This is a genomic window from Pseudomonas sp. MDV22-iso1 (assembly GCF_058145095.1).
Genome location: NZ_JBYVMF010000005.1, coordinates 179,089 through 203,874, shown reverse-complemented (window position 1 = coordinate 203,874; position 24,786 = coordinate 179,089). Strand labels below are relative to the sequence as shown.

Below are 24,786 nucleotides of genomic sequence, written 5' to 3'. Positions count from 1 at the left end.
GCTTTTTAGTGGCTGATGGAATCAGACGAGTGGTTTAGGCTCGTGCTCTTTTTCCAGGGCCTCGTGTTGCTCTACCGCTTGTTGAACGGAGCGCGGAGCTTCGTTGAATGCGGTGTCAGCTGGTTCAGCGGCAACTTCAGCAACCGGGGCAGCCGCCTCGGTGACTTCAGCAACAACCGGAGTTTCCTCTACCGCAGCCGGGGCAGCAGCGGCAGCCAACTCGGCTTCCTTCTGCAGACGCTCGGCTTCACGCTTGCGACGACGCACTTCACGCGGGTCGTTTGGTGCGCGACCATTTTCGGTCAAGGCGCTGACAGGAGCCGCCTCGACCACCGGTGCGGCCACTTCGGCAACCACTGGCGCTTCAACGACCGGTGCAGGCTCCGCTGCAGCGACTACTGGCTCGGAAACCACGATTTCTGCCACAGGTGCAGGCGCTTCAGCAGCGACTGGTTCGGCAACCCAGTTGAACGCGGTTTGTTCTTCGCGAGCTTCACGCACCGATTCGGTCACTGTCTCAGTGACGGTTTCGACGACTGGCTCTGCAACCACTGCCGGTGTCTGGGCGACGACGACAGGATCAGCGAACGCTTCGACCTGAGGCTGTGCTTCAACCACTGGAGCCACTTCGATTTCCGGAGCGGAAGTTGCTTCTACCGGAGTAGTCGCTTCAACCACTGGCGCTTCCACTGGAGCAGTTTCCAGCGTAGCGGTGGTAGCGCGTTCGGCCTGCTCGTTGGCTTGTGCTTCAGCTGGAGCGCTGATCACGGTGCTGGCAACGGCTGCAGTAACAGCCAGGCCTGCGGCCAGTTCGTCAGTGCTTGGCGCTTCGCGGCCTTCGGCACCCTCGTTACCTTCGGCGGACTCGGATTCTTCCGAACCTTCGATCACATTGCCGTTGGCATCGCGTTGACGCTCACGACGATTGCTGCGACGACGCTGACCACGGGAGCGGCGGCGAGGACGATCACCTTCGGCGCCTTCCTGACCGTCTTCCTGCAATTGCTCTTCGTTGGACAGCAGCTCTTCTTCAGCGACCGCAGCAACCGCTTGCTCGGCACGCGGCTGGCGTTCTTCACGCGGTGGGCGTGGAGCACGCTCTTCGCGTGGCTGACGGGCTGGACGCTCTTCAGCGGTGGCAGCCACTGCGGCGGCGGCTGCAGCAACAGGTGCGGCATCCAGCGGCTCGCGCAGTTCACGAACCGGACGCTCTTCGCGATCACCACGTGGCTTGCGGTCTTCACGAGGAGCGCGCGGTGCACGTTCTTCACGAGGCGCGCGTGGAGCACGTTCTTCACGGGCTACGGCTGGAGTCTCTTCACGGGCTTCGCGTGGTTGACGCTCTTCGCGCGGTTCACGTGGTGCGCGTTCTTCACGCGGTGCACGTTCTTCGCGAGGCTTGCGCTCTTCATCGCGGCGACCGTTACGGTTGCGGCTTTGCTGGCGACCATTGCGACGTTCTTCGTTGCGGGCTGGACGCTCGGTGGTGGCTGGCTTTTCAACCACGACCGGTGCAGCAGGCTCTTCCTTGGTGGCGAACAGGCTGACCAGCGACTTCACCAGGCCTTTGAACAGACTTGGCTCAGGCACGGCGGCCGGTGCAGCAACCGGTGCGGCGACGACTTCGGTCGGGACCGGAGCGTTGGCGCGGGCCGGCGCAGTCTTGACCGCGGCTTCCTGGCGAACCAGGGTGCGGGTCGCAGCGGCTGGCTGGACTTCTTCGACTTCGGCAGCGGCAGCGGCGATTTCATAGCTGGACTGGCCTACTGCGGCTTCCGGGCTGTCATCGCGCAAACGCTGAACTTCGAAGTGCGGCGTTTCGAGGTGATCGTTCGGCAGGATGACGATGCGGGCGCGGGTGCGCAGTTCGATCTTGGTGATCGAGTTGCGTTTTTCGTTAAGCAGGAAAGCAGCCACCGGGATCGGCACTTGTGCACGAACTTCGGCGGTACGGTCTTTCAGGGCTTCTTCTTCGATCAGGCGCAGGATCGCCAGGGATAGCGATTCAACGTCACGGATGATGCCGGTGCCGTTGCAACGCGGGCAGACGATGCCGCTGCTTTCGCCCAGGGACGGACGCAGGCGCTGACGGGACATTTCCAGCAGGCCGAAGCGCGAGATGCGACCGACTTGCACGCGAGCGCGGTCGGCTTCCAGGCATTCGCGGACTTTCTCTTCCACGGCGCGCTGGTTCTTGGCAGGGGTCATGTCGATGAAGTCGATGACGATCAGGCCGCCGATGTCGCGCAGGCGCAACTGACGGGCGATTTCTTCAGCGGCTTCAAGGTTGGTCTGCAGGGCGGTTTCTTCGATGTCGCTGCCTTTGGTGGCGCGCGCCGAGTTGATGTCGATGGACACCAGGGCTTCGGTCGGATCGATAACGATGGAGCCGCCGGAAGGCAGTTCAACGACGCGCTGAAAAGCGGTCTCGATCTGGCTTTCGATCTGGAAGCGGTTGAACAGTGGAACGCTATCTTCGTACAGCTTGATCTTGCTGGCGTACTGCGGCATCACCTGGCGGATAAAGGTCAGGGCTTCGTCCTGGGCTTCAACGCTGTCGATCAGCACTTCGCCGATGTCCTGGCGCAGGTAATCGCGGATGGCGCGGATGATCACGTTGCTTTCCTGATAGATCAGGAAAGGCGCGGAGCGATCCAGCGAGGCTTCTTTGATGGCGGTCCAGAGTTGCAGCAGGTAATCGAGGTCCCACTGCATTTCTTCGCTGCTGCGGCCCAGGCCGGCAGTGCGAACGATCAGTCCCATGTCAGCCGGGGCAACCAGGCCGTTCAGGGCTTCACGCAGTTCGTTGCGCTCTTCACCTTCGATGCGGCGGGAGATACCACCGGCACGCGGGTTGTTCGGCATCAGCACCAGGTAACGACCGGCCAGGCTGATGAACGTGGTCAGGGCAGCGCCCTTGTTGCCGCGTTCTTCTTTTTCGACCTGAACGATGACTTCCTGGCCTTCGCTCAGGACGTCCTTGATGTTGACGCGACCTTCCGGGGCTTTCTTGAAGTATTCGCGGGAGATTTCTTTAAGGGGCAGGAAGCCGTGGCGCTCGGAGCCGAAATCGACAAAGGCAGCCTCAAGGCTTGGTTCGATGCGAGTAATCCGGCCTTTATAGATGTTGGCCTTCTTCTGCTCGCGTGCACCGGATTCGATGTCCAGGTCGTAGAGGCGTTGGCCATCTACCAGTGCAACACGCAACTCTTCGGGTTGAGTTGCGTTAATCAGCATTCTTTTCATGTAGTACCGTCGGTTTCCGGGCTGCCGGAAACGGCGTTCGGCACACACGACTTCTCACGGTCGGTGTCAGGTGCGTCAGGAGTGGTTGGACACTCCAGTGTCTAGCGAACCCGGCCAATTGGGCCGATGTCGCGACGTACGCGTCCTGCTTGCTGTGGCTACTTAAGCACTCAGTCAGGAGGAGGAATCAACCAGTGGCTGTGGACGAGATGAAGCGTCTTGATAAAGCCTATTGCTACACAGTCCAGCGGTTGTGCATCTCCACCCTACACGTATCCCTGATAATTCGGGTGCTGCCGCGCGCAGAATCCGCAGCGGGTTGGCATTTACCGTGAGCTCCAAAAGGGGAGGTCACGCATCATGGCTAATTTAGGCGGTGTTTCCGAAGCGTTCGCTCGGGGTCATTCGCAGCTGACTGCACTTTGTGAACTGGCCATGAATATTGGCTCGCAAGGGGGAGTGAAAACTCGGCTTTGCGGCTTGATTCAGGCCTCATGTCACCTGCGCTCGTTACACCTGCAAACTCCACCGTTACGTAGCGAAAGCTCCGTAGGACGGCCTCGCGTCCTGGTGAATTGCGTTGGTCAGGGCCGGTTTTTGACCGTTGGTCCACTGTCCAGGCCGCTTTTGGCGGCGTTCGCGACTATAGCAGTAATGATTAAGTGCTTCAATTCCATAAAAATTGTTATCATCCGCGGCATGACGACTACTGCCCCTTCGACCCCAGCCGTACAACTGCTGGAGGTCTCGCCGGAATATGCCGGCCAACGTATTGATAACTTCCTTCTCGCTCGGCTCAAAGGCGTGCCCAAGACCTTGATTTATCGCATTTTGCGCAAGGGCGAAGTGCGGGTGAACAAAGGTCGGATCAAGCCCGAATACAAGCTGCAGGCGGGTGACATCGTGCGCGTTCCGCCCGTTCGCGTGCCTGAGCGCGATGAACCGGTACCGCTGGCACAAGGCCTGCTCCAGCGTCTCGAAGCCTCGATCGTGTTCGAGGACAAGGCGCTGATCGTGATCAACAAGCCCGCCGGCATTGCCGTTCACGGTGGCAGCGGTCTGAATTACGGCGTGATCGAAGCCTTTCGTCAGTTGCGTCCCGATTGCAAGGAGCTTGAGCTGGTTCATCGGCTCGATCGTGATACCTCGGGACTGCTGATGATCGCCAAGAAGCGCAGCATGCTGCGTCACTTGCACACGGCGTTGCGCGGTGATGGCGTCGATAAGCGCTATATGGCGCTGGTCCGCGGTAACTGGGCCGCCTCGATCAAGCAGGTCCGTGCGTCGCTGGGCAAGAGCAATCTGCGTTCCGGCGAGCGCATGGTCGAGGTCGACGAGGAGGAGGGCAAGGAGTCGGTGACCGTGTTCAAGGTCCTGCGTCGTTTCGGCGACTTTGCCACCATGATCGAAGCCAAGCCAATCACCGGCCGCACTCACCAGATCCGCGTCCACACCTTGCACGCCGGGCATTGCATCGCCGGCGACACCAAGTACGGCGATGACGATTTCAGCAAGGAAATTCGTGATCTGGGCGGCAAGCGACTCTTCCTGCACGCCTACATGTTGACAGTACCGCTTCCAGATGGCGGTGAGCTGAAGCTGCAGGCGCCGGTGGATGAAATGTGGGCCAAGACCGTGGAGCGCCTGAGTGCACCCCTCTGATTACAAGCTGCTGATATTTGATTGGGATGGCACTCTCGCTGACTCCATTGGCCGGATTGTCGAAGCGATGCATGTGGCGTCCGAGCGGTCCCGGTTCGAGTTGCGCGATGATTTTGCCGTCAAGGGCATCATCGGCCTCGGGTTGCCTGAAGCGATTCGCACCCTATACCCCGACATTACTGACGCCGAGCTGATTGCGTTCCGCGAGCATTATGCGGATCACTATATTGCGGCGGAGGCCGTGCCTTCGCCGTTGTTCGAGGGTGTGGTCGAGTCGATGGAGGCGTTTCGCGCCCAGGGCTATCGCCTCGCGGTCGCCACCGGAAAAGCCCGTCGCGGGCTGGATCGGGTGCTGAAGGCTCACGGTTGGGAGGATTATTTCGATATCACTCGCGCGGCCGACGAAACCGCCAGCAAGCCCCATCCGCTGATGCTCGAACAGATTCTCGCGCATTGCGAGGTTCGTCCAGAGCAAGCGCTGATGGTCGGCGATTCGTCCTTTGATCTGCAAATGGCGCGTAACGCCGGCATGGATTCGGTGGCGGTCAGCTATGGCGCTCAATCGATCGAAGCGCTGAAAGTGTTTGAGCCGAGACTGGCGATTGACCGTTTTTCACAATTGCATGCCTGGCTGAATCAGCAGGCTTAATAGTTTTTTGCTGGGGTGGTGGTCATGACCGACGAATGGAAAGCGCCCGAAAAGTCGAGCGCAGAGAGCGGTGACGAAAAAAGCTGGAAGCTGCTGGAAAAGACCCTGCTGGCAAGTGTCCAGGAGCAGCGTCGGTCCCGTCGCTGGGGGATTTTCTTCAAGCTGCTGACCTTCGTGTATCTGTTTGGCGCGTTGATTCTGTTTACGCCGCTGATGGACATGGAAAAAAGCGCGACGCGCGGTTCTCATTACACGGCGCTGATCGACGTGACCGGCGTGATCGCCGACAAGGAGCCCGCCAGCGCCGACAACATCGTGGGCAGCCTGCGTGCAGCCTTCGAGGATGAAAAGGTCAAGGGTGTGATCCTGCGAATCAACAGCCCGGGTGGCAGTCCGGTGCAGTCGGGTTACGTCTATGACGAGATCGGTCGTTTGCGTGCGCTGCATCCGGACACCAAGGTTTACGCGGTGATATCCGATCTTGGCGCTTCTGGTGCGTATTACATCGCCAGTGCTGCGGATCAGATTTATGCCGACAAGGCGAGTCTGGTGGGCTCCATTGGTGTTACGGCGGCCGGGTATGGCTTTGTCGGCACCATGGAGAAGCTGGGTGTCGAGCGGCGTACCTACACGTCCGGCGAGCACAAATCTTTCCTTGATCCGTTCCAGCCCCAGAAGCCTGAGGAAACTCAATTCTGGCAGGGTGTGCTTGATACGACGCACCAGCAATTCATTGGTAGCGTGAAGAAGGGGCGGGGCGATCGTCTGAAAGACAAGGATCATCCGGAGTTGTTCTCCGGGTTGGTCTGGTCTGGTGAGCAGGCTTTGCCGCTCGGCTTGATTGATGGTCTGGGCAGCGCCAGTTCGGTTGCGCGTGATGTGATCGGTGAGAAAGAACTGGTCGACTTTACCGTTCAGGAGTCACCGTTCGATCGCTTCTCGAAAAAGCTCGGTGCCAGCGTGGCTGAGCAATTGGCAATGTGGATGGGTTTTCAGGGTCCGTCGCTGCGCTGATTGTTTGAGTGCATAAAAAAACCGGCCCAAGTGGCCGGTTTTTTTAAGTCAGGGAATCTGCACACTTTCAGCGAGCAGCATGTCGATCAGGCGAATCAGTGGCAGGCCGATCAGGCTGGTGGCGTCCGGGCCTTCAGTGCTTCTGAACAGGCTCACCCCCAATCCTTCCGCTTTGAAGCTGCCAGCGCAGTCGTAGGGCTGCTCGGCGTGCAGATAACGCTCGACGCGTTCGCTGTCGAGTGTGCGCATGTGGACGGTGAAAGGCACGCAGTCGACCTGGCAAACCCCGGTTTGACTGTTGAGCAGGGCCACGCCCGTCAGGAAGGTCACGCTTTTACCGCTGCAGGCCAGCAGTTGTTCCCGGGCCTTATCAAAGGTATGGGGCTTGCCGATAATGTGTTCGCCGAGGACGGCTACCTGGTCGGAGCCGATAATCAGATGAGCGGGATGGCTCTGCGCAAGTGCCTGGGCTTTCTCCGTGGCGAGTCGCTTCACCAGCGCTATGGCGGACTCACCCGAACGATGGCTTTCGTCGATATCCGGCGAGCTGCAGGTGAAGGGCAGCTGCAAGCGGGTCAGCAATTCCCGGCGATAAACCGAGCTGGAAGCGAGTAATAAAGGCAGCATGCGCAACTCCAAAAGTCAGGCGCGAATTCTAGCGAGGCTTCCAAGTGACGGACAGGGCTGAATTTCCTTTGACATGGCTGGGTGCATCCCTATAATGCTGCGCCTATGTTGAATGACCCGATTCCACCTCACGTTGACCCGCGCAAATTGGCTGACCGTGGCACCACCCTTCAAGGTGAACTGCTGCTGGCCGATTTGGAGAGACTCTGCGACCCGCTTTCCGATACTGTCGGTACGGTGCAGGCTAAATTCGTTTTTGAACGAGATGAACGTAAATCTGTGGTAATTCACAGCTTTATCGACACCGAGGTCAAAATGGTTTGCCAGCGTTGTCTTGAGCTGGTCACCCTGCCGATCCATAGCGAATGCAGTTATGCTGTGGTGAAGGAGGGTGCGAATACCCAGTCGTTGCCGAAAGGTTATGACGTGCTGGAACTGGGCGAAGATCCATTGGATCTGCAGTCACTGATCGAGGAGGAGCTTTTGCTCGCCTTGCCCATTGTGCCTGCTCATCATCCGGAAGAATGCCAGCAGCCGGCGGGTCTCGATGAGCCCGAACCGAGCGAGGACGAGGTAACGCGGTCCAACCCGTTCAGTGTATTGGCGCAGTTAAAGCGTGACCCAAACGTTTAGGAGTTAATCAATTATGGCTGTTCAGCAGAACAAAAAATCCCGCTCTGCCCGTGACATGCGTCGTTCGCACGATGCCCTGACGGCAAGCACTCTGTCTGTAGAAAAAACCACCGGTGAAATTCACCTGCGTCACCACGTATCGCCAGAAGGCGTATACCGTGGCCGTAAAGTGATCGACAAGGGCGCTGACGAGTAATCACTTGTCTGCTCAAGTCATCGCGATTGACGCAATGGGCGGGGACTTCGGTCCCCGCAGCATTGTTCAGGCCAGCCTTGCTTGCCTGTCTGCTACACCCTCGCTGCACCTGACCCTCGTCGGTCAACCCTCCCTCTTAGAAGAGTTGCTCTCCGGTCATTCGGCTGTGGATCGCGCGCGCCTGTCAATTACACCGGCCTCCGAAGTCATCACCATGGACGAGAAGCCCGCCCAGGCATTGCGCGGCAAGCCGGACTCGTCGATGCGCGTGGCGCTGGAACTGTTGCGGGATGGCAAGGTGCAGGCTTGCGTCAGTGCGGGTAATACCGGTGCGCTGATGGCGTTGTCGCGCTTTGTGCTGAAAACGTTGCCGGGTATCGATCGACCGGCGATGGTGGCGGCAATTCCGACGCAGAAAGGTTATTGCCAGTTGCTCGATCTGGGGGCTAACGTCGATTGCAGCGCCGAGCATCTGTTGCAGTTCGCTGTGATGGGGTCGGTTGCGGCGCAAGCCCTGGGTATTGTTCGTCCACGTGTTGCGCTGTTGAACATCGGCACCGAGGACATCAAGGGCAATCAGCAGGTCAAGCTGGCAGCGACCTTGCTGCAGGCTGCCCGTGGCATCAACTACATCGGCTTTATCGAGGGTGACGGCTTGTACCGTGGCGAAGCGGATGTGGTCGTGTGTGACGGATTTGTCGGCAATATCCTGCTCAAGTCGAGCGAAGGCCTCGCGACCATGATTTCGGGGCGCATCGAAGCCCTGTTCAAGAAAAATATCGCGTCACGAATGGTCGGCGCACTGGCGTTGCCCCTGATGAGGCGCCTGCAGGCCGACCTGGCTCCGGCGCGACATAACGGTGCCAGTTTTCTGGGACTGCAGGGGATCGTGGTGAAAAGCCATGGGTCGGCGGGGGTTCAAGGTTTTCAAAGTGCGATTTCCCGAGCGCTGATTGAAATCCAGGAAAATCTCCCTGAACGCATACACGGTCGTCTGGAGGATTTGTTGCTTTAGGCGTTTTCGTCGGACAATGCTTAAATGTGACCGCTCAGTTCAATTGGCCATCCAACTGTCAGTTTCTTGCGTCCCCCAGGCGGGACGTCAATTCTTCGACGACAAGATCATTAGGGGCTTGTTACATGTCTGCTTCCCTCGCATTCGTCTTTCCAGGACAGGGTTCGCAGTCCCTCGGCATGCTGGCCGAGTTGGGCGCACAACATCCAGTTGTCCTTGAAACATTCAAAGAAGCTTCCGATGCTCTGGGTTACGACCTATGGGTGCTGACCCAGCAAGGGCCGGAAGAGCAACTCAATCAAACCGATAAAACCCAGCCGGCCATCCTGACCGCCTCGATCGCCTTGTGGCGTCTCTGGCTGGCAGAAGGCGGCGCGCGTCCGTCTTATGTGGCCGGTCACAGCCTTGGCGAATACAGCGCCTTGGTGGCGGCCGGCAGCCTGAGCCTCGGTGATGCGGTCAAACTGGTCGAAACCCGTGGCAAGCTGATGCAGGAAGCCGTTCCGGCCGGGCAGGGCGGCATGGCTGCGATCCTTGGTCTGGAAGATGCCGATGTACTGGCGGCCTGTGCCGAAGCGGCGCAAGGCGACGTAGTCAGCGCGGTCAACTTCAACTCCCCTGGCCAAGTGGTCATCGCGGGCGCCAAGGCGGCGGTTGAGCGTGCCATTGAAGGATGCAAGGCGCGTGGTGCCAAGCGCGCCATGCCATTGCCGGTCAGTGTGCCGTCCCATTGCGAGTTGATGCGTCCGGCAGCCGAACGTTTCGCCGAGTCAATCGCAGCGATCGACTGGCAAGCGCCCCAGATTCCTGTGGTTCAGAACGTCAGCGCCAGCGTGCCGGCCGATCTGGAAACACTGAAACGCGATCTGCTGGAACAACTCTACAAGCCTGTGCGCTGGGTCGAATCGGTCCAGGCACTCGCCGCCCAAGGCGCAACCCAGCTGGTCGAATGCGGGCCTGGCAAAGTGCTGGCCGGTCTGAACAAGCGTTGCGCAGAAGGCGTGTCGACATCCAACCTCAATACCCCAGATGCTTTCGCTGCCGCCCGTGCAGCGCTGGCCTGAATCAGGAGAAACTTGCATGAGTCTGCAAGGTAAAGTTGCATTGGTCACCGGCGCAAGCCGCGGTATCGGCCAGGCTATCGCCCTGGAACTGGGTCGTCAGGGCGCCATCGTTGTTGGCACCGCGACCTCCGCGTCGGGTGCTGAACGCATTGCCGCTACCCTGAAAGAAAACGGTGTTCAAGGCACTGGACTGGAGCTCAATGTCACGAGCGACGAATCTGTCGCGGCAGTGTTGGCAAGCATTCAGGCGCAATTCGGTGCGCCGGCGATCCTGGTCAATAATGCCGGTATCACCCGCGATAATTTGATGATGCGCATGAAAGATGACGAATGGCATGACGTCGTCGATACCAACCTGAACAGTCTGTTCCGCCTGTCCAAGGGTGTTTTGCGCGGTATGACCAAGGCCCGTTGGGGACGAATTATCAGTATTGGCTCGGTTGTGGGTGCCATGGGCAACGCAGGCCAAGTAAACTACGCCGCAGCCAAGGCCGGTCTGGAAGGTTTCAGCCGTGCACTGGCCCGTGAGGTCGGTTCGCGTTCGATTACGGTAAACTCGGTGGCCCCTGGGTTCATCGACACCGATATGACGCGCGAGCTGCCCGAGGCACAGCGTGAAAGCCTGGTAACACAAATTCCGCTGGGCCGTCTGGGACAAGCACAAGAGATCGCGTCTGTGGTCGCTTTTCTTGCATCCGACGGTGCGGCTTACGTTACTGGGGCTACAATCCCGGTGAACGGCGGGATGTACATGAGTTAAATGTGACGGGTTGCTTCAAAAAAATGTCATACGAGCTGTCTAAAATCCGTTATAAAGCTGCAATCTATTTATAGGCAGAGGGCTACCGGGTTTGAGGAGTGAAGCTTTCAGTTGAAAAACTGAAAAGTCTTTCTATACACTTACCCACTGGCCAGCTGCCTGAATTTGTCCATTAGGAGTGAAAACAAGGTATGAGCACCATCGAAGAGCGCGTCAAGAAAATCGTTGCTGAGCAACTGGGCGTTAAAGAAGAAGAAGTGGTCAACACTGCTTCCTTCGTTGAAGACCTGGGTGCCGACTCCCTTGACACCGTTGAGCTGGTGATGGCTCTGGAAGAGGAATTCGAGACCGAAATCCCTGACGAAGAAGCTGAGAAGATCACTACCGTACAAGCTGCAATCGACTACGTTACTAGCCACCAGGCGTAATAGTTTGTAATCGTTGCTTGCTGTCATGGAAAAACCGCACTGCCATCATGGCGTGCGGTTTTTTCTTTAGGCCTCATGCAAAGTCGTCATTTGAAAAAGGAGAGTGCTGTGTCGCGTAGACGCGTCGTAGTCACCGGTATGGGTATGTTGTCGCCACTGGGCACGGATGTGCCGAGCAGTTGGCAGGGCATTCTGGCTGGCCGCAGTGGCATTGGTCTGATCGAACACACCGACCTTTCTGCCTATTCCACCCGTTTTGGCGGCTCGGTAAAGGGCTTCAATGTCGAGGAATACCTTTCGGTCAAGGAAGCACGCAAGCTCGACCTGTTCATTCAATACGGCCTGGCTGCAGGGTTTCAGGCGGTACGCAACGCCGGCCTGGAAGTGACTGATGCCAATCGTGAACGCATCGGCGTAGCCATGGGTTCGGGTATTGGCGGCCTGACCAATATCGAAGAAACCAGCCGCACACTGCATGATTCCGGCCCACGACGGATTTCTCCGTTTTTCGTGCCTGGCTCGATCATCAATATGATTTCCGGCTTCCTGTCCATCCACCTTGGAGCACAGGGGCCTAACTACGCTATTGCCACGGCCTGTACCACCGGTACTCACTGTATTGGCATGGCGGCGCGCAACATCATGTACGACGAAGCTGATGTGATGATTGCCGGCGGCGCCGAGATGGCCGCGTGCGGTCTGGGCATGGGCGGTTTCGGTGCCTCTCGTGCGCTGTCGACTCGCAACGACGAGCCGACCCGTGCCAGCCGTCCGTGGGACAAGGGCCGTGACGGCTTCGTGCTGTCTGACGGTGCCGGTGCTCTGGTTCTGGAAGAACTGGAACACGCCAAGGCCCGTGGTGCGACGATCTACGCCGAGCTGATCGGTTTCGGCACCAGTGGCGATGCCTACCACATGACGTCGCCACCGGCTGACGGCGCGGGTGCTGCCCGTTGCATCACCAATGCGCTGCGCGATGCCAAGATCAATGGCGATCAGGTTCAGTACATCAACGCCCATGGTACCTCGACCTCGGCCGGTGACCTGGCGGAAGCTTGTGCCATCAAGTCGGTGTTCGGCGATCACGCCTACAAGCTGGCCGTCAGTTCGACCAAGTCCATGACAGGTCACCTGTTGGGCGCCGCGGGTGCGGTCGAGGCGATCTTCAGCGTCCTGGCAATCAACAGCCAGGTAGCGCCGCCGACCATCAACCTCGATGAGCCGGACGAAGGTTGCGACCTCGATTTTGTGCCGCACACGGCGCGCAATATGGATATCGATGTTGTCCTGTCCAACTCCTTCGGGTTTGGCGGTACCAACGGCTCGCTGGTGTTCCGCCGGTTCGCTGAATGATGGACAGCTGGGTCGACGGTCAGCCGGCTGACGCTCTGTCGCTGAAGGATCGCGGCCTGGCTTACGGCGATGGTCTGTTTGAGACCATTGCCGTGCGACGCGGACAACCTCTGTTACTGGATCGGCATCTGTCGCGCCTGATGGACGGTTGTTCGCGTCTGCGCATCGCTACCGACCATGATCTGGTTCGCGAGGAGCTGGTGGCCTTTGCCGCGATGCTGGGCGAGGGCGTGCTCAAGTTTATCCTCACCCGGGGCGACGGTTTGCGCGGTTACGCCGCTGATCCCTTGGCCCAAGGCCGACGCATTCTGCAAGGCAGCGCTGCGCCAGCTTATCCGGTCGACAATGCCGAGCAGGGCATTCGTCTATTCCCTTGTGTGACTCGCCTCTCCAGACAACCTTTGCTCGCCGGTCTCAAGCACCTGAATCGCCTTGAGCAGGTGATTGCGCGATCAGAATGGCAAGACACCGGGCATGCCGAAGGCCTGATGCTCGATCATGCCGGACGTGTCATCGAGGGTGTGTTCAGCAACCTGTTCCTGGTGCGTGATGGTGTACTGATTACCGCTGATCTCAAGCGTTGTGGTGTCGCCGGCGTGATGCGTGCCGAATTATTGTTTCAAGCCGAGTCATTGGGGATGCCTACGCAAGTCACCGATATCACCCTCGAACAGCTGCAATGGGCTGACGAAGTCTTTGTTTGCAACAGCGTTTATGGCATTTGGCCGGTGTGTGCCTACGCTGCACTGAGCTGGCCGGTTGGGCCGCTCACCCGTAAACTCCAAACCATTGCCCGCGCGCTACTGGATGCTTGATTCGTGAGACGTAAATTCTTGCTACTGCTGGAAACCGGATTGGTTCTGGCAGGGCTGCTGTTGGGCGCTTCTGCCTGGAAAATCCATTCGGCGCTGGAACAGCCGCTGAACATCACCCAGGAAGAAATGCTGGAAGTGCCAAAAGGCACGACACCTACCCGTACCCTTTACCGACTCGAAGCCGATGGCGTTATCAAAGACGCGTTCTGGCTTCGCGTCTATTGGCGCTTCAATCTCGCTCGACAACCCCTGCACAGTGGCGAATACCGCATGTTGCCCGGCATGACCGTAGAAGGGTTGATCGACCTGTGGAAGCGCGGCGAAGTTGTCCAGTACAGCGTGACGCTGGTTGAAGGCTGGAACTTCCATCAGGTTCGCGCGGCATTGGCCAAGGATGAAAAACTCGAGCAGACCCTCGATGGTTTGAGCGACGCCCAGGTGATGGAAAAACTCGGCCACGCCGGGATCTTTCCGGAGGGGCGCTTTTTCCCTGATACCTATCGTTTCGTTCGAGGAATGTCCGACGCCGAGCTGCTGAAGACGGCCTATGAACGCCTGGACGAAGTGCTCGCCAAGGAGTGGGAGCAGCGCGCCGCTGACGTGCCTTACACCGAACCTTATCAGGCGCTGATCATGGCCTCCCTGGTGGAAAAGGAAACCGGTGTGCCACAAGAGCGTGGGCAGATCGCCGGCGTATTTGTCCGGCGCATGGCCATGGGCATGCTGTTGCAGACGGACCCGACGGTGATCTACGGGCTTGGCGACCGCTACAGTGGCAAGTTGACCCGCGCCCATCTCAAGGAAGCGACGCCTTACAATACGTACGTGATCTCGGGTCTGCCGCCGACTCCGATTGCAATGGTCGGACGCGAAGCGATCCATGCGGCGTTGAATCCGGTGGCCGGCAACAGTCTGTATTTCGTTGCGCGTGGCGATGGCAGCCATGTGTTCTCTGACGATCTGGATGCGCACAACACCGCGGTGCGTGAGTTCCAGATCAAGCGCCGCGCAGATTACCGTTCAAGTCCGGCGCCAGCTTCAGGGCCAGAAACGCAGAGTGCTGAAACGCCAGCGGGTGAAGCTCCGATCCCCGCCGCTTCACCCAATCCCGATCCCGAGGCATTGCCGCCAGAAGCGCCACAGCAGGTAGAACCGAATGAACCGGTACCTGCTCCCGCTTCCGAGCCGGATGCAACTGCGCCGCAAAGCCCGCAATGACACTGATTAAGGACTGCCTGTGACTGGCTTGTTTATCACCCTGGAAGGCCCCGAAGGCGCTGGTAAAAGCACGAATCGTGAATACCTGGCCGAGCGCTTGCGCGCCGCCGGCATTGAGGTCTTACTGACCCGCGAGCCGGGCGGTACACCGCTGGCTGAACGAATCCGCGACGTGTTGCTGGCGCCGGTCGACGAAGTCATGCACCCGGATACAGAGTTGCTGTTGGTGTTCGCCGCGCGAGCCCAGCATCTGGCTGAGGTGATACGTCCAGCGTTGGCACGTGGCGCGGTGGTGTTGTGTGACCGCTTTACTGATTCCACCTATGCCTACCAGGGCGGCGGGCGCGGCTTGTCGCTTGAGCGTATCGCGGCACTGGAAACGTTCGTTCAAGGTGATCTGCGCCCGGACATCACGTTGATTTTCGATCTGCCCGTGGAAATCGGCCTGGCGCGTGCAACTGCTCGAGGACGCCTCGACCGCTTCGAGCTCGAAGGCCGCACATTTTTCGATGCCGTGCGCGGTGCGTTTCTCAAGCGCGCGGAAGCCGACCCGGCGCGTTACGTGCTCGTCGATGCTGCCCAGCCGCTGGCGCAGGTTCAGCAGTCTCTGGACGCCTTGCTGCCGCGCTTGCTGGAGTTGACCCGTGGCTGAAGCCTATCCGTGGCAGGACGCACTCTGGCAGCAATTGGCCGGTCGCAAGCAACATGCGCACGCCTACTTGCTGCATGGTCCGGCGGGAATCGGCAAGCGCGCCCTGGCGGAACGTTTGATGGCCAGTTTGCTGTGCCAGCGTCCCAGTGCTCAGGACGCTTGCGGCGAATGCAAATCCTGCCTGTTGCTGAAGGCCGGCAGTCATCCCGACAACTACATCCTGGAACCGGAAGAAGCCGATAAGGCGATCAAGGTCGATCAGGTTCGTGATCTCGTCAGCTTCGTGGTGCAGACCGCGCAAATGGGCGGGCGCAAAGTGGTGTTGATCGAGCCGGTAGAGGCGATGAACATCAACGCCGCCAACGCCTTGCTCAAAAGCCTCGAAGAGCCTTCGGGCGATACCGTGTTGCTGCTCGTCAGCCACCAGACCAGTCGGCTGTTGCCCACCATCAAAAGTCGCTGCGTACAGCAGGCGTGCCCATTGCCCAGTGAGGCCATGAGCCTTGCATGGCTGGCAAAGACATTACCGGACTGTTCCGAAGAAGTGCGCGTCGAACTGCTGACCCTGGCCGCGGGTTCGCCCCTGGCGGCGGTCAACTTGCAGGCGCAAGGCGTGCGTGAGCAGCGGGCGCTGGTGGTCGATGGCGTGAAGAAGCTCCTCAAGCAACAGCAATCGCCGACCCAACTGGCGGAAGGCTGGAATGCGATTCCTTTGCTGCTGTTGTTCGACTGGTTCTGCGACTGGTCGAGCCTCATATTGCGCTACCAGTTGACCCAGGATGAAGAAGGGTTAGGGCTGGTGGACATGCGTAAGGTGATTCAGTACCTCGCGCAAAAGTCCGCTCAGGATAAAGTGCTGAATATTCAGGACTGGATCCTTGCCCAGCGCCAGAAGGTCATGAGCAAAGCTAACCTCAACCGGGTGTTGCTCCTCGAGGCGCTGTTGGTGCAATGGGCGTCTTTGCCTACCCAGAAGTGATCGAGTGTGCCTAGACTCTGAACATCAGCAGTGGAGGTCAGCATGAATGAACCCATCAACTCTGGACCGCGAAACGGCATCCTGTCCCTGACCATCAAGGACAAGTCGGTGCTGTACGCCGCCTACATGCCCTTCATCAAGAATGGTGGACTGTTTATCCCGACCAACAAAAGCTACAAGTTGGGCGATGAGGTATTCATGTTGCTCAACCTGATGGATGAGGCCGAGAAAATCCCCGTCGCCGGCAAGGTCACCTGGATCACGCCCAAAGGTGCCCAGGGCAACCGGGCTGCCGGTGTTGGCGTGCAGTTCAACGACGGCGACAACACGGCGCGAAATCGAATCGAAACCCACCTGGCCGGAGCCCTGAAATCCGACCGTCCCACCCATACGATGTAAGTTGCAGCCTTTTTTATGCTCGTAGATTCCCATTGCCACCTTGATCGCCTTGACCTCGCCGCTCACAACGGCTCCCTGGATGCAGCACTCGATGCGGCCCGCGAGCGCGGAGTCGGACACTTTTTGTGTATCGGTGTCAGCGTCGACAACGCCGCCGACGTCAAAGCGCTCGCTGAGCGCTATGACGACGTCGATTGTTCGGTAGGCGTGCACCCGCTGGATGTACAGCCGGATGCCGCGCCAGCGCTCGATTGGCTGTTGCGCGAGCTCAATCATCCACGTGTGGTCGCGATCGGGGAAACCGGTCTGGACTATCACTACGAGCCGGAAGCGGCAGAACTGCAGCAAGCGTCGTTCCGCCTGCACCTGCAGGCGGCGCAGCAAACCGGCAAGCCGGTCATCATCCATACCCGGGGTGCACGCGCCGACACCTTGAACCTGCTGCGAGAAGCCGCGCTGCCGCAAGCGGGCGTCCTGCATTGTTTCACCGAAGACTGGGACATGGCGAAAGCCGCATTGGACATGGGCTATTACATTTCCTTGTCCGGTATTGTCACTTTTCGCAATGCCGACGCGCTGCGCGCTGTGGCCAGTAAGGTCCCGGCAGACCGTTTGCTGGTGGAAACCGATTCTCCCTACCTTGCGCCGATCCCGCATCGCGGCAAGCCGAACCTGCCGCAATACGTGCGTGAGGTAGCGGAATTTCTGGCAATGTTGCGTGGTGAGACTTACGAGCGATTTGCCGAGCAAACGACCGAAAATTTCAAGCGGCTGTTTCCGCTGGCGCACGTGAAAGGTTAAATCGCAGGCAAAAAAAACCCGGGTTCTGGGGGGTGAATCCGGGTTAAGACCATTAGGAGTAAAACAAAGATACGCGGTCCGTTGGTACCTTTATCAGCGCGACACTTGGGGGAGATGTCCCGCCGACAGTTGAAGTATTGATCAGTATTGCGCCGAGTCCAGTTTAGCCCGTCGGGTTTTTAAACAATTTTGGAATACGGGCGCTTCGGAAGAGTTCTCATCAACGTACGACCCTGCAGGAAATCTACAAGAAACATAGATATGGTCGGATGATCCGTGCATTTTTGCGCAAGTTAGGCATAATACGCGGCTTCGAATTTTGACCCCTACAGACCTTTTCTTATGCATAAAGAACCTCGTAAGGTCCGTGAGTTTCGTCGCCGCGAGCAAGAAATTCTCGATACCGCGCTCAAGCTGTTCCTCGAACAAGGTGAAGACAGTGTCACCGTCGAGATGATTGCTGATGCCGTCGGTATCGGCAAAGGCACGATCTACAAGCACTTCAAATCCAAGGCCGAGATTTACCTGCGCCTTATGCTCGATTACGAGCGTGATTTGAACGAGCTGTTGCATTCGGCTGATGTCGACAAGGACAAGGAAGCGCTGTCTCGCGCCTACTTCGAATTCCGCATGCGCGATCCGCAACGCTATCGATTGTTCGATCGCCTGGAAGAAAAGGTGGTCAAGGGCAATCAGGTGCCTGAGATGGTCGAGGAGTTGCACAAGATCCGCGCCTCGAACTTCGAACGTCTGACCCTGCTGATCAAGGGCCGGATCAGCGAAGGCAAGCTCGAAGACGTGCCGCCTTACTTCCATTACTGCGCCTCCTGGGCGCTGGTGCATGGCGCGGTGGCGCTGTATCACTCGCCGTTCTGGAGCAATGTCCTGGAAGATCAGGAGGGTTTCTTCCAGTTCCTGATGGACATCGGTGTGCGCATGGGTAACAAACGCAAGCGCGACCCCGACACTTCTGGTAGCTGAGCCATTCATTCGCCTTATTGCGCCATGATTTTGCTACATGGCGCAGTACCGCAGGAATATACTCAGGTTTGGGACTTGCTAAAACTTGATTTGTGAGTCAAGTTTTACGCGTTCTAATATCCCATTGCCGGAGTGATCCATGATCGTTGACCGTCAAGGCAGGCGTTTTCGCAATTTGCGGATCAGCCTGACCTCAGCCTGCAACTACGCGTGTACTTACTGTGTGCCAAACGGCAAGCGGCTGGTCGCTGCGCAGGATGAGCTGTCGGCAGAGGCCATGGCACGCGGCGTGGCGTATTTGATCGAGGCCGCCGGAATCGAGCGGTTACGGATCACCGGCGGCGAACCACTGGTCAGTCCCAAGCTCGAAGCCTTCATGACAGCCGTAGGGCAGATGGGGCTGGACGATATCAGCCTGACCACCAATGGCCAGTTGCTCGCGAAAAAACTCCCGCTTTTGGTTGATGCCGGAATCCGGCGCATCAACGTGTCACTCGATACCCTCGATGCCAGCGCATTCCGCAGTATTGCTCGCGGTGGTGATCTGGCGACCGTGCTCGACGGCATGGATCAGGCCAGTTCAGCCGGCATCAAGATCAAGGTCAACATGGTGCCCCTGCGTGGACAGAATCTTGACCAGGTAATGCCGCTGCTCGATTACTGCCTTGAGCGCGGGTATGAGCTGCGGTTTATCGAACTGATGCGCATGGGACATCTGGCCAGCGACTCCAACGCCTTTCTGCAACAATTCGTCAGCCTGCAACAGTTGCTCAGCCTGATTGGTGAGCGCTACGAATACCTGCAAGCCGATGCGCCCGTTGATGCCACTGCGGTGCGCTATGAGGTTCCGGGGCTGGGCCACTTCGGCGTCATCGCCAACGAAAGCGTACCGTTCTGCCGCACCTGTTCGCGACTACGTCTGTCGTCGACGGGGTGGCTGCATGGCTGCCTGTCGTCGAGCAACCGTCACTATGTCGGCGACCTGCTGGATAAACCTCGTCATCAAGCGCTCCCAGCCTTGCAGCGACTTCTGGTGAAAGCCTTGGGCGACAAGCAGGAGGTGGCATTCTCAGGTGGTGCGACCGTCATGAAGATTATTGGTGGCTGATCTGCCTCAGGTCCGCATTTTATTTGAAAGACCCGTCATGGCCTCTTCGTGCTGGCGCGGAAGCTGCATCCAACGCCCATTCGCCGGTTTTCCGTCACCGGCCTCTGGAGGATAGGATGCGTAGCCTGGTTTTGCTGCTGGCCATTTTGGCGCTTGGTGGCTGCATGAACGTCAGCGATATGGCCGAAGGGACTCGCTACCACATGAGCGACGCCGGTCTGCTTGACCATAGCGACAGTCGCCGCGTGAATAATCTGCGTATTCAGCCGGACTCCTTCATCTACATCGCCCAGGGCGCCTTCGCGCCGCCTGGCAGCACCACCTACCCACGACCTAACGTGATTGCCGAGGTCGCCTTCGATGGCTTCATCGAGTATTTCCCCATGGTTCGCCGTGCCCGCATGCCTGAAGGTCTTGATGAAGCCATGGGCGAAGCCCGGGCTGTCGGCGCGCACTATCTTCTGTACACGCGTTTCGCCAAGTCCGATGACCGTATCGGCAACTCGGACGAATGGCTCGATCAAGAGGCCGTGGATCGGCTGGGCGTGGACACTGGCGTCATTCAGATCATGTTGATCGAGACCAGCACCCAGTATTTGATTGATACTGCACGCATCAAGAGTCGTGGCGGTTTGCTGACATTCCACGACACCAAGCCGGAAGACCTGATGGGCCCGCCACTGGAGCAATACGCGCGCAGCCTGCTGGGTCTAAGTGACCAATAATTCATAAGGAGATCGCCATGAGCGGCCCGCAAAAAGCCAACGACCTGTTGGGGCAAATCCCCAAGACCAAAGGCTTACCGCCGGTCCACCTGTGGAATCCCGACTTCTGCGGCGATATCGACATGCGCATCGCCCGGGACGGCACCTGGTATTACCTGGGCACGCCGATCGGACGTAAGCCGATGGTCAAGCTGTTCTCCACCATCATTCGCCGCGACGGCGATGATTACTTCCTGATTACCCCCGTCGAAAAGGTCGGTATCAAGGTCGACGATGCGCCGTTCGTGGCCATCGCCGTAGAGATAGAAGGCGAGGGCGAGTCCCAGGTGCTGCGCTTTACCACCAACGTCGATGAGTTCGCCGAAGCGGGCGCCGAACACCCGATTCGCGTTGTCACAGACCCCGTCACCCAAGAGCCGGCGCCTTACGTGCACGTGCGCACCAACCTTGAAGCACTCATCCATCGCAATGTGTTTTACCAACTGGTGGAGCTGGCCGTGACCCGCGAAATCGATGGGCAACATTGGTTGGGCGTGTGGAGCGGCGGAGAATTTTTCCCTATCGGTCTCGAACCCTGATCGCTCCTGTAAGGCGCTCTGCGATTTCGAAAAAATCGAATTGACACCCAATCATGTGATGATTAGCGTAGACCTCCTTAGCGAACGGTTCCGGGGTCCCCATGTCCAGCAGCTTTCACGCATCGACGGTCGACTGGCTGGGTAGCTGGATCGCCGCTGGCCAGGTCAAGCCCGGTGAAACCCTCAAGGTAGAAGCCGACCTTGGCGAGCAGCTCGGTGTCAGCCGTACCGTCATCCGCGAGGCCATCAAAACCCTGGTCGCCAAAGGCCTGCTCGAAGTCGGGCCCAAGGTGGGGACGCGGGTTCTGCCAGTGCGGCGCTGGAACCTGTTTGATCCGCAAGTCGTAGGGTGGCTTTCGCGGAACGGGTTACCGGAAAACTTTGTCGACGATCTCCTCGACCTGCGCCGAACCATCGAGCCAATGGCCGTGCGTTGGGCGTGCGAAAGGGCCACGGTCGACCAGGTGCAAGCCATCCTGCAGGCCTACAACGCGCTGGAACGTGCGGTGGAAAGCGGCATCGATTACAACCGCGCAGACCAGTTCTTTCACGAATGCATCCTCGCCGCGAGCCACAACCAGTTCATCGAACAGATGGTCCCCGCGCTCGGCGCATTATTGGCTGTCTCGTTCGAGGTGTCCGCAGCCGACCCCGACGAATTGCGCCGCACCCTGCCGATCCATAAAGACATGGCCGACGCTATCGCCGCGCGGGATGCGGCGCGCGGTGTCTGGGCCTGCATGACCCTCATCGACAATGCCGATCTGGCTATCAAGCGGTTCTACCCACAAGTCATGGCTGACCGAAAAGCCAGCTGAACGTATCGCCTAAAAACATGCATGCAGGAGGTTTCATGACGTGGACCGCAGTGACCGGACACCGCGCGCAGCTCGGCGAAGGCCCATTCTGGGACGTCCCCACCCAAGCGCTTTACTGGGTGGATATTGCTGGCAAGCAAGCGCTGCGGTTGATCGGCGCCAATGTGCAGATCTGGGAGATGCCGGAACACGTATCCGCCTTCATTCCCTGTGAAAGCGGCGATGCGCTGGTGGCATTGAGCAGTGGCGTGTATCGACTGGACCTTGACTCCCCGGGCCTTGAGCCGCGTCTGACCTTGTTCTGTGTCGCTGATCCGCAGCCGGGTAATCGTCCCAACGAAGCGCGTTGCGATGCTCAGGGCAGACTCTGGCTCAGCACGATGCAAAACAACATCGGCGAGCAGGGCGAGGACTTGCCCGTCGTGCGACGTTCCGGTGGCCTGTTTCGTATCGACCGTGATGCGCGGGTCATGCCGTTGCTCCGCGGACTGGGCATTCCCAACACCTTGCTGTGGAGCGATGACGCAACCACCGTGTATTTCGGCGACAGCCTCGACAGCACGCTCTACCGGCATTTCATCCGCACCGATGGCAACCTCGATGCCGCGCAGGTCTGGCTCGGTCCCCATGAGCGCGGCGGCCCTGACGGCTCGGCGATGGATGCCGAGGGATTCATCTGGAACGCCCGATGGGACGGCAGTTGCCTGCTCAGATTGACGCCGGACGGCACAGTCGACCGCGTGATCGAACTGCCAGTCAGCCGCCCGACCAGTTGCGTGTTTGGCGGTGCAGACTTGAAAACCCTCTACATCACCAGCGCAGCCAGCCCGCTAAAGCATCCCCTTGACGGCGCTGTTCTTTCCATTGAGGTCGAAATCCCCGGAAAATCTTGCCAGCGTTTTGTGGGATAGATCCCAAAATATGGGATGTAAAATTATATATTGAGATTGTTGGGTCGTCAGGTTTATAGTCGGCCATCAGTTACACGCACTCACACTTAAAAAAATAAAACAGGTGAAGTGATGCAGCGATTTTCCAGAAAAGCTTTCGGCCGGACATCCACAGATGCCCGGTTTTTGTCGTGCCTGCGAAAAGGAGTCTTGATCCATGGCTGAACCTTTATCCCTGCCGCCAGTTCCCGAGCCGCCAACGGGCGAGCGACTGAAAAACAAGGTCGTGCTGTTGACTGGCGCCGCCCAGGGCATTGGCGAAGCCATTGTCGCGACCTTCGCCTCGCAGCAGGCCAGGCTGGTCATCAGCGACATCCAGGTGGAGAAAGTCGAAAAAGTCGCGGCGCACTGGCGTGAAAAGGGCTTCGATGTCCAGGCCATCAAGGCCGACGTTTCACGCCAGGACGATCTGCACGCCATGGCCAGATTGGCCATCGAGCTGCACGGCCGAATCGACGTGCTGGTCAATTGTGCCGGGGTCAACGTATTCCGCGATCCGCTGGAAATGACCGAAGAGGATTGGCGCCGCTGCTTCGCCATCGATCTGGATGGCGCCTGGTACGGCTGTAAAGCGGTGCTGCCGCAAATGATCGAGCAGGGCATCGGCAGCATCATCAATATTGCCTCGACCCATTCCACCCACATCATCCCGGGCTGCTTCCCGTACCCGGTCGCCAAACATGGCCTGCTCGGCCTGACCCGAGCGCTGGGCATCGAATACGCGCCGAAGGGTATCCGCGTCAACGCGATCGCGCCGGGCTACATCGAAACCCAACTGAATGTCGACTACTGGAACGGTTTCGCCGATCCCCACGCCGAGCGTCAGCGCGCTTTCGATCTGCATCCACCGCGCCGCATCGGGCAGCCGATGGAGGTGGCGATGACGGCTGTTTTCCTGGCCAGCGATGAAGCACCGTTCATCAATGCTTCCTGCATCACCATCGATGGTGGCCGCTCGGTCATGTATCACGACTGAGTAAAACAGGTCTCAGGCGCACGACTTCGCCTGTAATCCAATCATCATACGATATGACTATTTCTCGCTTTATCGAACTCTACAAAAATAACAAGGAGTCAGCTTATGAATCGTCGTCGTGGGATCCGTTCCCTGTGCTGTGCCGCCTTGGCGGTCACTGCATTCAGTCTCGGCAGTACGTTAATGGCGGCCGAGGAAGTGAAGATCGGTTTTCTGGTCAAGCAAGCGGAAGAGCCCTGGTTCCAGACTGAATGGGCGTTCGCCGAGAAGGCGGGTAAAGAAAAAGGTTTCACGGTCATCAAGATCGCCGTGCCCGACGGCGAGAAAACCCTCTCGGCTATCGACAGCCTGGCTGCCAATGGCGCCAAAGGCTTCGTGATTTGCCCGCCAGATGTCTCCCTGGGCCCTGCGATCATGGCCAAGGCCAAACTCAACGGCTTGAAAGTGATCGCCGTCGATGACCGTTTCGTCGATGCCAGTGGCAAGTTCATGGAAGACGTTCCGTACCTGGGCATGGCGGCATTCGAAGTCGGCCAGAAACAGGGTAACGCGATGGCCGCCGAAGCCAAAAAACGCGGCTGGGACTGGAAAGACACCTACGCGGTGATCAACACCTACAACGAACTCGACACCGGCAAGAAACGCACCGATGGCTCAGCCAAAGCCCTGGAAGATGCCGGTCTGCCGAAAGACCACATCCTGTTCTCGGCACTGAAAACCCTCGACGTGCCGGGCAGCATGGACGCCACCAACTCGGCGTTGGTCAAACTGCCAGGCGCAGCAAAAAACCTGATCATCGGCGGCATGAACGACAACACCGTGCTGGGCGGCGTGCGTGCTACCGAAAGCGCCGGGTTTGCAGCGGCCAATGTCATCGGCATTGGCATCAACGGCACCGACGCCATTGGCGAACTGAAGAAAGCCAACAGTGGTTTCTTCGGCTCGATGCTGCCTAGCCCCCACATCGAGGGCTACAACACCGCCAGCATGATGTTCGAGTGGGTCACCACTGGCAAAGAGCCGCCCAAGTACACCGCGATGGACGACGTCACCCTGATCACTCGCGAGAACTTCAAGCAGGAACTGGAAAAGATCGGCCTCTGGAATTGAGGGTTGATTGATTTCGCTGGTGGCCCTGG

Annotated in this window: 26 protein-coding genes; 24 read left to right on the top strand and 2 right to left on the bottom strand. The window is 58.6% G+C overall.

Annotated elements, in window-relative coordinates; translation table 11 throughout:
- Positions 1-21 precede the first annotated feature (21 nt).
- Positions 22-3,246: a ribonuclease E gene (gene rne / locus AC3ZVB_RS08780; RefSeq protein WP_490146315.1), complete on the bottom strand. Its 3,225-nt coding sequence runs from the start codon at positions 3,244-3,246 to the stop codon at positions 22-24.
- 699 nt (positions 3,247-3,945) lie between these two features.
- Here rne and rluC point away from each other — a divergent pair.
- Genes rluC through sppA form a run of 3 tightly spaced genes read left to right on the top strand, consistent with a single transcriptional unit; the run spans position 3,946 to position 6,571 of the window.
- Positions 3,946-4,908 (top strand): 23S rRNA pseudouridine(955/2504/2580) synthase RluC, encoded by a 963-nt coding sequence (rluC, locus tag AC3ZVB_RS08775; RefSeq protein WP_162436435.1) that lies wholly within the window; start codon positions 3,946-3,948, stop codon positions 4,906-4,908.
- Complete coding sequence (locus AC3ZVB_RS08770) at positions 4,895-5,557, top strand: HAD-IA family hydrolase (RefSeq protein ID WP_194693094.1); 663 nt, start codon at positions 4,895-4,897, stop codon at positions 5,555-5,557. The genes rluC and AC3ZVB_RS08770 overlap by 14 nt, the downstream gene beginning before the upstream one ends.
- Positions 5,558-5,581: 24 nt before the next feature.
- Entirely contained in the window at positions 5,582-6,571 is a 990-nt protein-coding gene (gene sppA, locus AC3ZVB_RS08765; protein ID WP_490146314.1) for a signal peptide peptidase SppA, read from the top strand.
- A 48-nt stretch (positions 6,572-6,619) separates the two neighbouring features.
- On the opposite strand, the gene AC3ZVB_RS08760 is transcribed toward sppA, so the two are convergent.
- Positions 6,620-7,198, bottom strand: coding sequence for a Maf family protein (locus AC3ZVB_RS08760; RefSeq protein ID WP_490146313.1), 579 nt, complete (start codon positions 7,196-7,198; stop codon positions 6,620-6,622).
- A 105-nt stretch (positions 7,199-7,303) separates the two neighbouring features.
- Here AC3ZVB_RS08760 and AC3ZVB_RS08755 point away from each other — a divergent pair, with 105 nt between their 5' ends.
- From AC3ZVB_RS08755 to AC3ZVB_RS08655, 21 genes are all read left to right on the top strand, one after another.
- Positions 7,304-7,831: a YceD family protein gene (locus tag AC3ZVB_RS08755; RefSeq protein ID WP_004371317.1), complete on the top strand. Its 528-nt coding sequence runs from the start codon at positions 7,304-7,306 to the stop codon at positions 7,829-7,831.
- A gap of 13 nt (positions 7,832-7,844) precedes the next feature.
- Positions 7,845-8,027, top strand: a complete 183-nt coding sequence (rpmF, locus tag AC3ZVB_RS08750) for a 50S ribosomal protein L32 (protein WP_008152339.1) — start codon at positions 7,845-7,847, stop codon at positions 8,025-8,027.
- A 4-nt stretch (positions 8,028-8,031) separates the two neighbouring features.
- Positions 8,032-9,042 carry a phosphate acyltransferase PlsX gene (gene plsX / locus AC3ZVB_RS08745; protein WP_162436431.1) on the top strand — a complete coding sequence of 337 codons (1,011 nt, stop codon included), beginning with the start codon at positions 8,032-8,034 and terminating at the stop codon, positions 9,040-9,042.
- A 125-nt stretch (positions 9,043-9,167) separates the two neighbouring features.
- Positions 9,168-10,106: an ACP S-malonyltransferase gene (gene fabD, locus AC3ZVB_RS08740; RefSeq protein ID WP_162436430.1), complete on the top strand. Its 939-nt coding sequence runs from the start codon at positions 9,168-9,170 to the stop codon at positions 10,104-10,106.
- Between the two features lie 16 nt (positions 10,107-10,122).
- Entirely contained in the window at positions 10,123-10,866 is a 744-nt protein-coding gene (gene fabG, locus AC3ZVB_RS08735) for a 3-oxoacyl-ACP reductase FabG (RefSeq protein WP_162436429.1), read from the top strand.
- Between the two features lie 191 nt (positions 10,867-11,057).
- Positions 11,058-11,294, top strand: coding sequence for an acyl carrier protein (acpP, locus tag AC3ZVB_RS08730; protein WP_003175607.1), 237 nt, complete (start codon positions 11,058-11,060; stop codon positions 11,292-11,294).
- 108 nt (positions 11,295-11,402) lie between these two features.
- On the top strand, positions 11,403-12,647 hold the full coding sequence (fabF, locus tag AC3ZVB_RS08725; RefSeq protein WP_162436428.1) for a beta-ketoacyl-ACP synthase II: 1,245 nt from the start codon (positions 11,403-11,405) through the stop codon (positions 12,645-12,647).
- The gene (pabC, locus tag AC3ZVB_RS08720; RefSeq protein WP_490146357.1) at positions 12,647-13,462 is read left to right on the top strand and encodes an aminodeoxychorismate lyase; all 816 of its coding nucleotides are present in this window, start codon (positions 12,647-12,649) and stop codon (positions 13,460-13,462) included. Before fabF ends, pabC begins: the two co-directional genes overlap by 1 nt.
- Before the next feature lie 3 nt (positions 13,463-13,465).
- Positions 13,466-14,680 (top strand): endolytic transglycosylase MltG, encoded by a 1,215-nt coding sequence (mltG, locus tag AC3ZVB_RS08715; protein ID WP_162436427.1) that lies wholly within the window; start codon positions 13,466-13,468, stop codon positions 14,678-14,680.
- Between the two features lie 19 nt (positions 14,681-14,699).
- Positions 14,700-15,332, top strand: a complete 633-nt coding sequence (gene tmk / locus AC3ZVB_RS08710) for a dTMP kinase (RefSeq protein ID WP_162436426.1) — start codon at positions 14,700-14,702, stop codon at positions 15,330-15,332.
- Complete coding sequence (locus tag AC3ZVB_RS08705) at positions 15,325-16,311, top strand: DNA polymerase III subunit delta' (protein WP_490146312.1); 987 nt, start codon at positions 15,325-15,327, stop codon at positions 16,309-16,311. The genes tmk and AC3ZVB_RS08705 overlap by 8 nt, the downstream gene beginning before the upstream one ends.
- A gap of 42 nt (positions 16,312-16,353) precedes the next feature.
- A complete protein-coding gene (locus AC3ZVB_RS08700) occupies positions 16,354-16,710 on the top strand; it encodes a PilZ domain-containing protein (RefSeq protein WP_490146311.1) in 357 nt (118 codons plus the stop codon).
- A gap of 15 nt (positions 16,711-16,725) precedes the next feature.
- A complete protein-coding gene (locus AC3ZVB_RS08695; protein WP_490146310.1) occupies positions 16,726-17,511 on the top strand; it encodes a TatD family hydrolase in 786 nt (261 codons plus the stop codon).
- A 342-nt stretch (positions 17,512-17,853) separates the two neighbouring features.
- Positions 17,854-18,492 carry a TetR/AcrR family transcriptional regulator gene (locus AC3ZVB_RS08690; RefSeq protein WP_162436422.1) on the top strand — a complete coding sequence of 213 codons (639 nt, stop codon included), beginning with the start codon at positions 17,854-17,856 and terminating at the stop codon, positions 18,490-18,492.
- Positions 18,493-18,631: 139 nt separating this feature from the next.
- A complete protein-coding gene (locus AC3ZVB_RS08685; RefSeq protein WP_162436421.1) occupies positions 18,632-19,600 on the top strand; it encodes a GTP 3',8-cyclase MoaA in 969 nt (322 codons plus the stop codon).
- A gap of 116 nt (positions 19,601-19,716) precedes the next feature.
- Positions 19,717-20,325, top strand: coding sequence for a DUF4823 domain-containing protein (locus tag AC3ZVB_RS08680; RefSeq protein WP_162436420.1), 609 nt, complete (start codon positions 19,717-19,719; stop codon positions 20,323-20,325).
- A 17-nt stretch (positions 20,326-20,342) separates the two neighbouring features.
- On the top strand, positions 20,343-20,903 hold the full coding sequence (locus tag AC3ZVB_RS08675) for a DUF1285 domain-containing protein (RefSeq protein WP_490146309.1): 561 nt from the start codon (positions 20,343-20,345) through the stop codon (positions 20,901-20,903).
- A 101-nt stretch (positions 20,904-21,004) separates the two neighbouring features.
- Positions 21,005-21,721: a FadR/GntR family transcriptional regulator gene (locus tag AC3ZVB_RS08670; protein ID WP_162436418.1), complete on the top strand. Its 717-nt coding sequence runs from the start codon at positions 21,005-21,007 to the stop codon at positions 21,719-21,721.
- A gap of 35 nt (positions 21,722-21,756) precedes the next feature.
- Positions 21,757-22,632 carry an SMP-30/gluconolactonase/LRE family protein gene (locus AC3ZVB_RS08665; protein ID WP_490146308.1) on the top strand — a complete coding sequence of 292 codons (876 nt, stop codon included), beginning with the start codon at positions 21,757-21,759 and terminating at the stop codon, positions 22,630-22,632.
- A 196-nt stretch (positions 22,633-22,828) separates the two neighbouring features.
- Positions 22,829-23,647: an SDR family oxidoreductase gene (locus tag AC3ZVB_RS08660; RefSeq protein ID WP_490146307.1), complete on the top strand. Its 819-nt coding sequence runs from the start codon at positions 22,829-22,831 to the stop codon at positions 23,645-23,647.
- Positions 23,648-23,752: 105 nt separating this feature from the next.
- On the top strand, positions 23,753-24,757 hold the full coding sequence (locus tag AC3ZVB_RS08655) for a substrate-binding domain-containing protein (protein WP_162436415.1): 1,005 nt from the start codon (positions 23,753-23,755) through the stop codon (positions 24,755-24,757).
- Positions 24,758-24,786 lie beyond the last annotated feature (29 nt).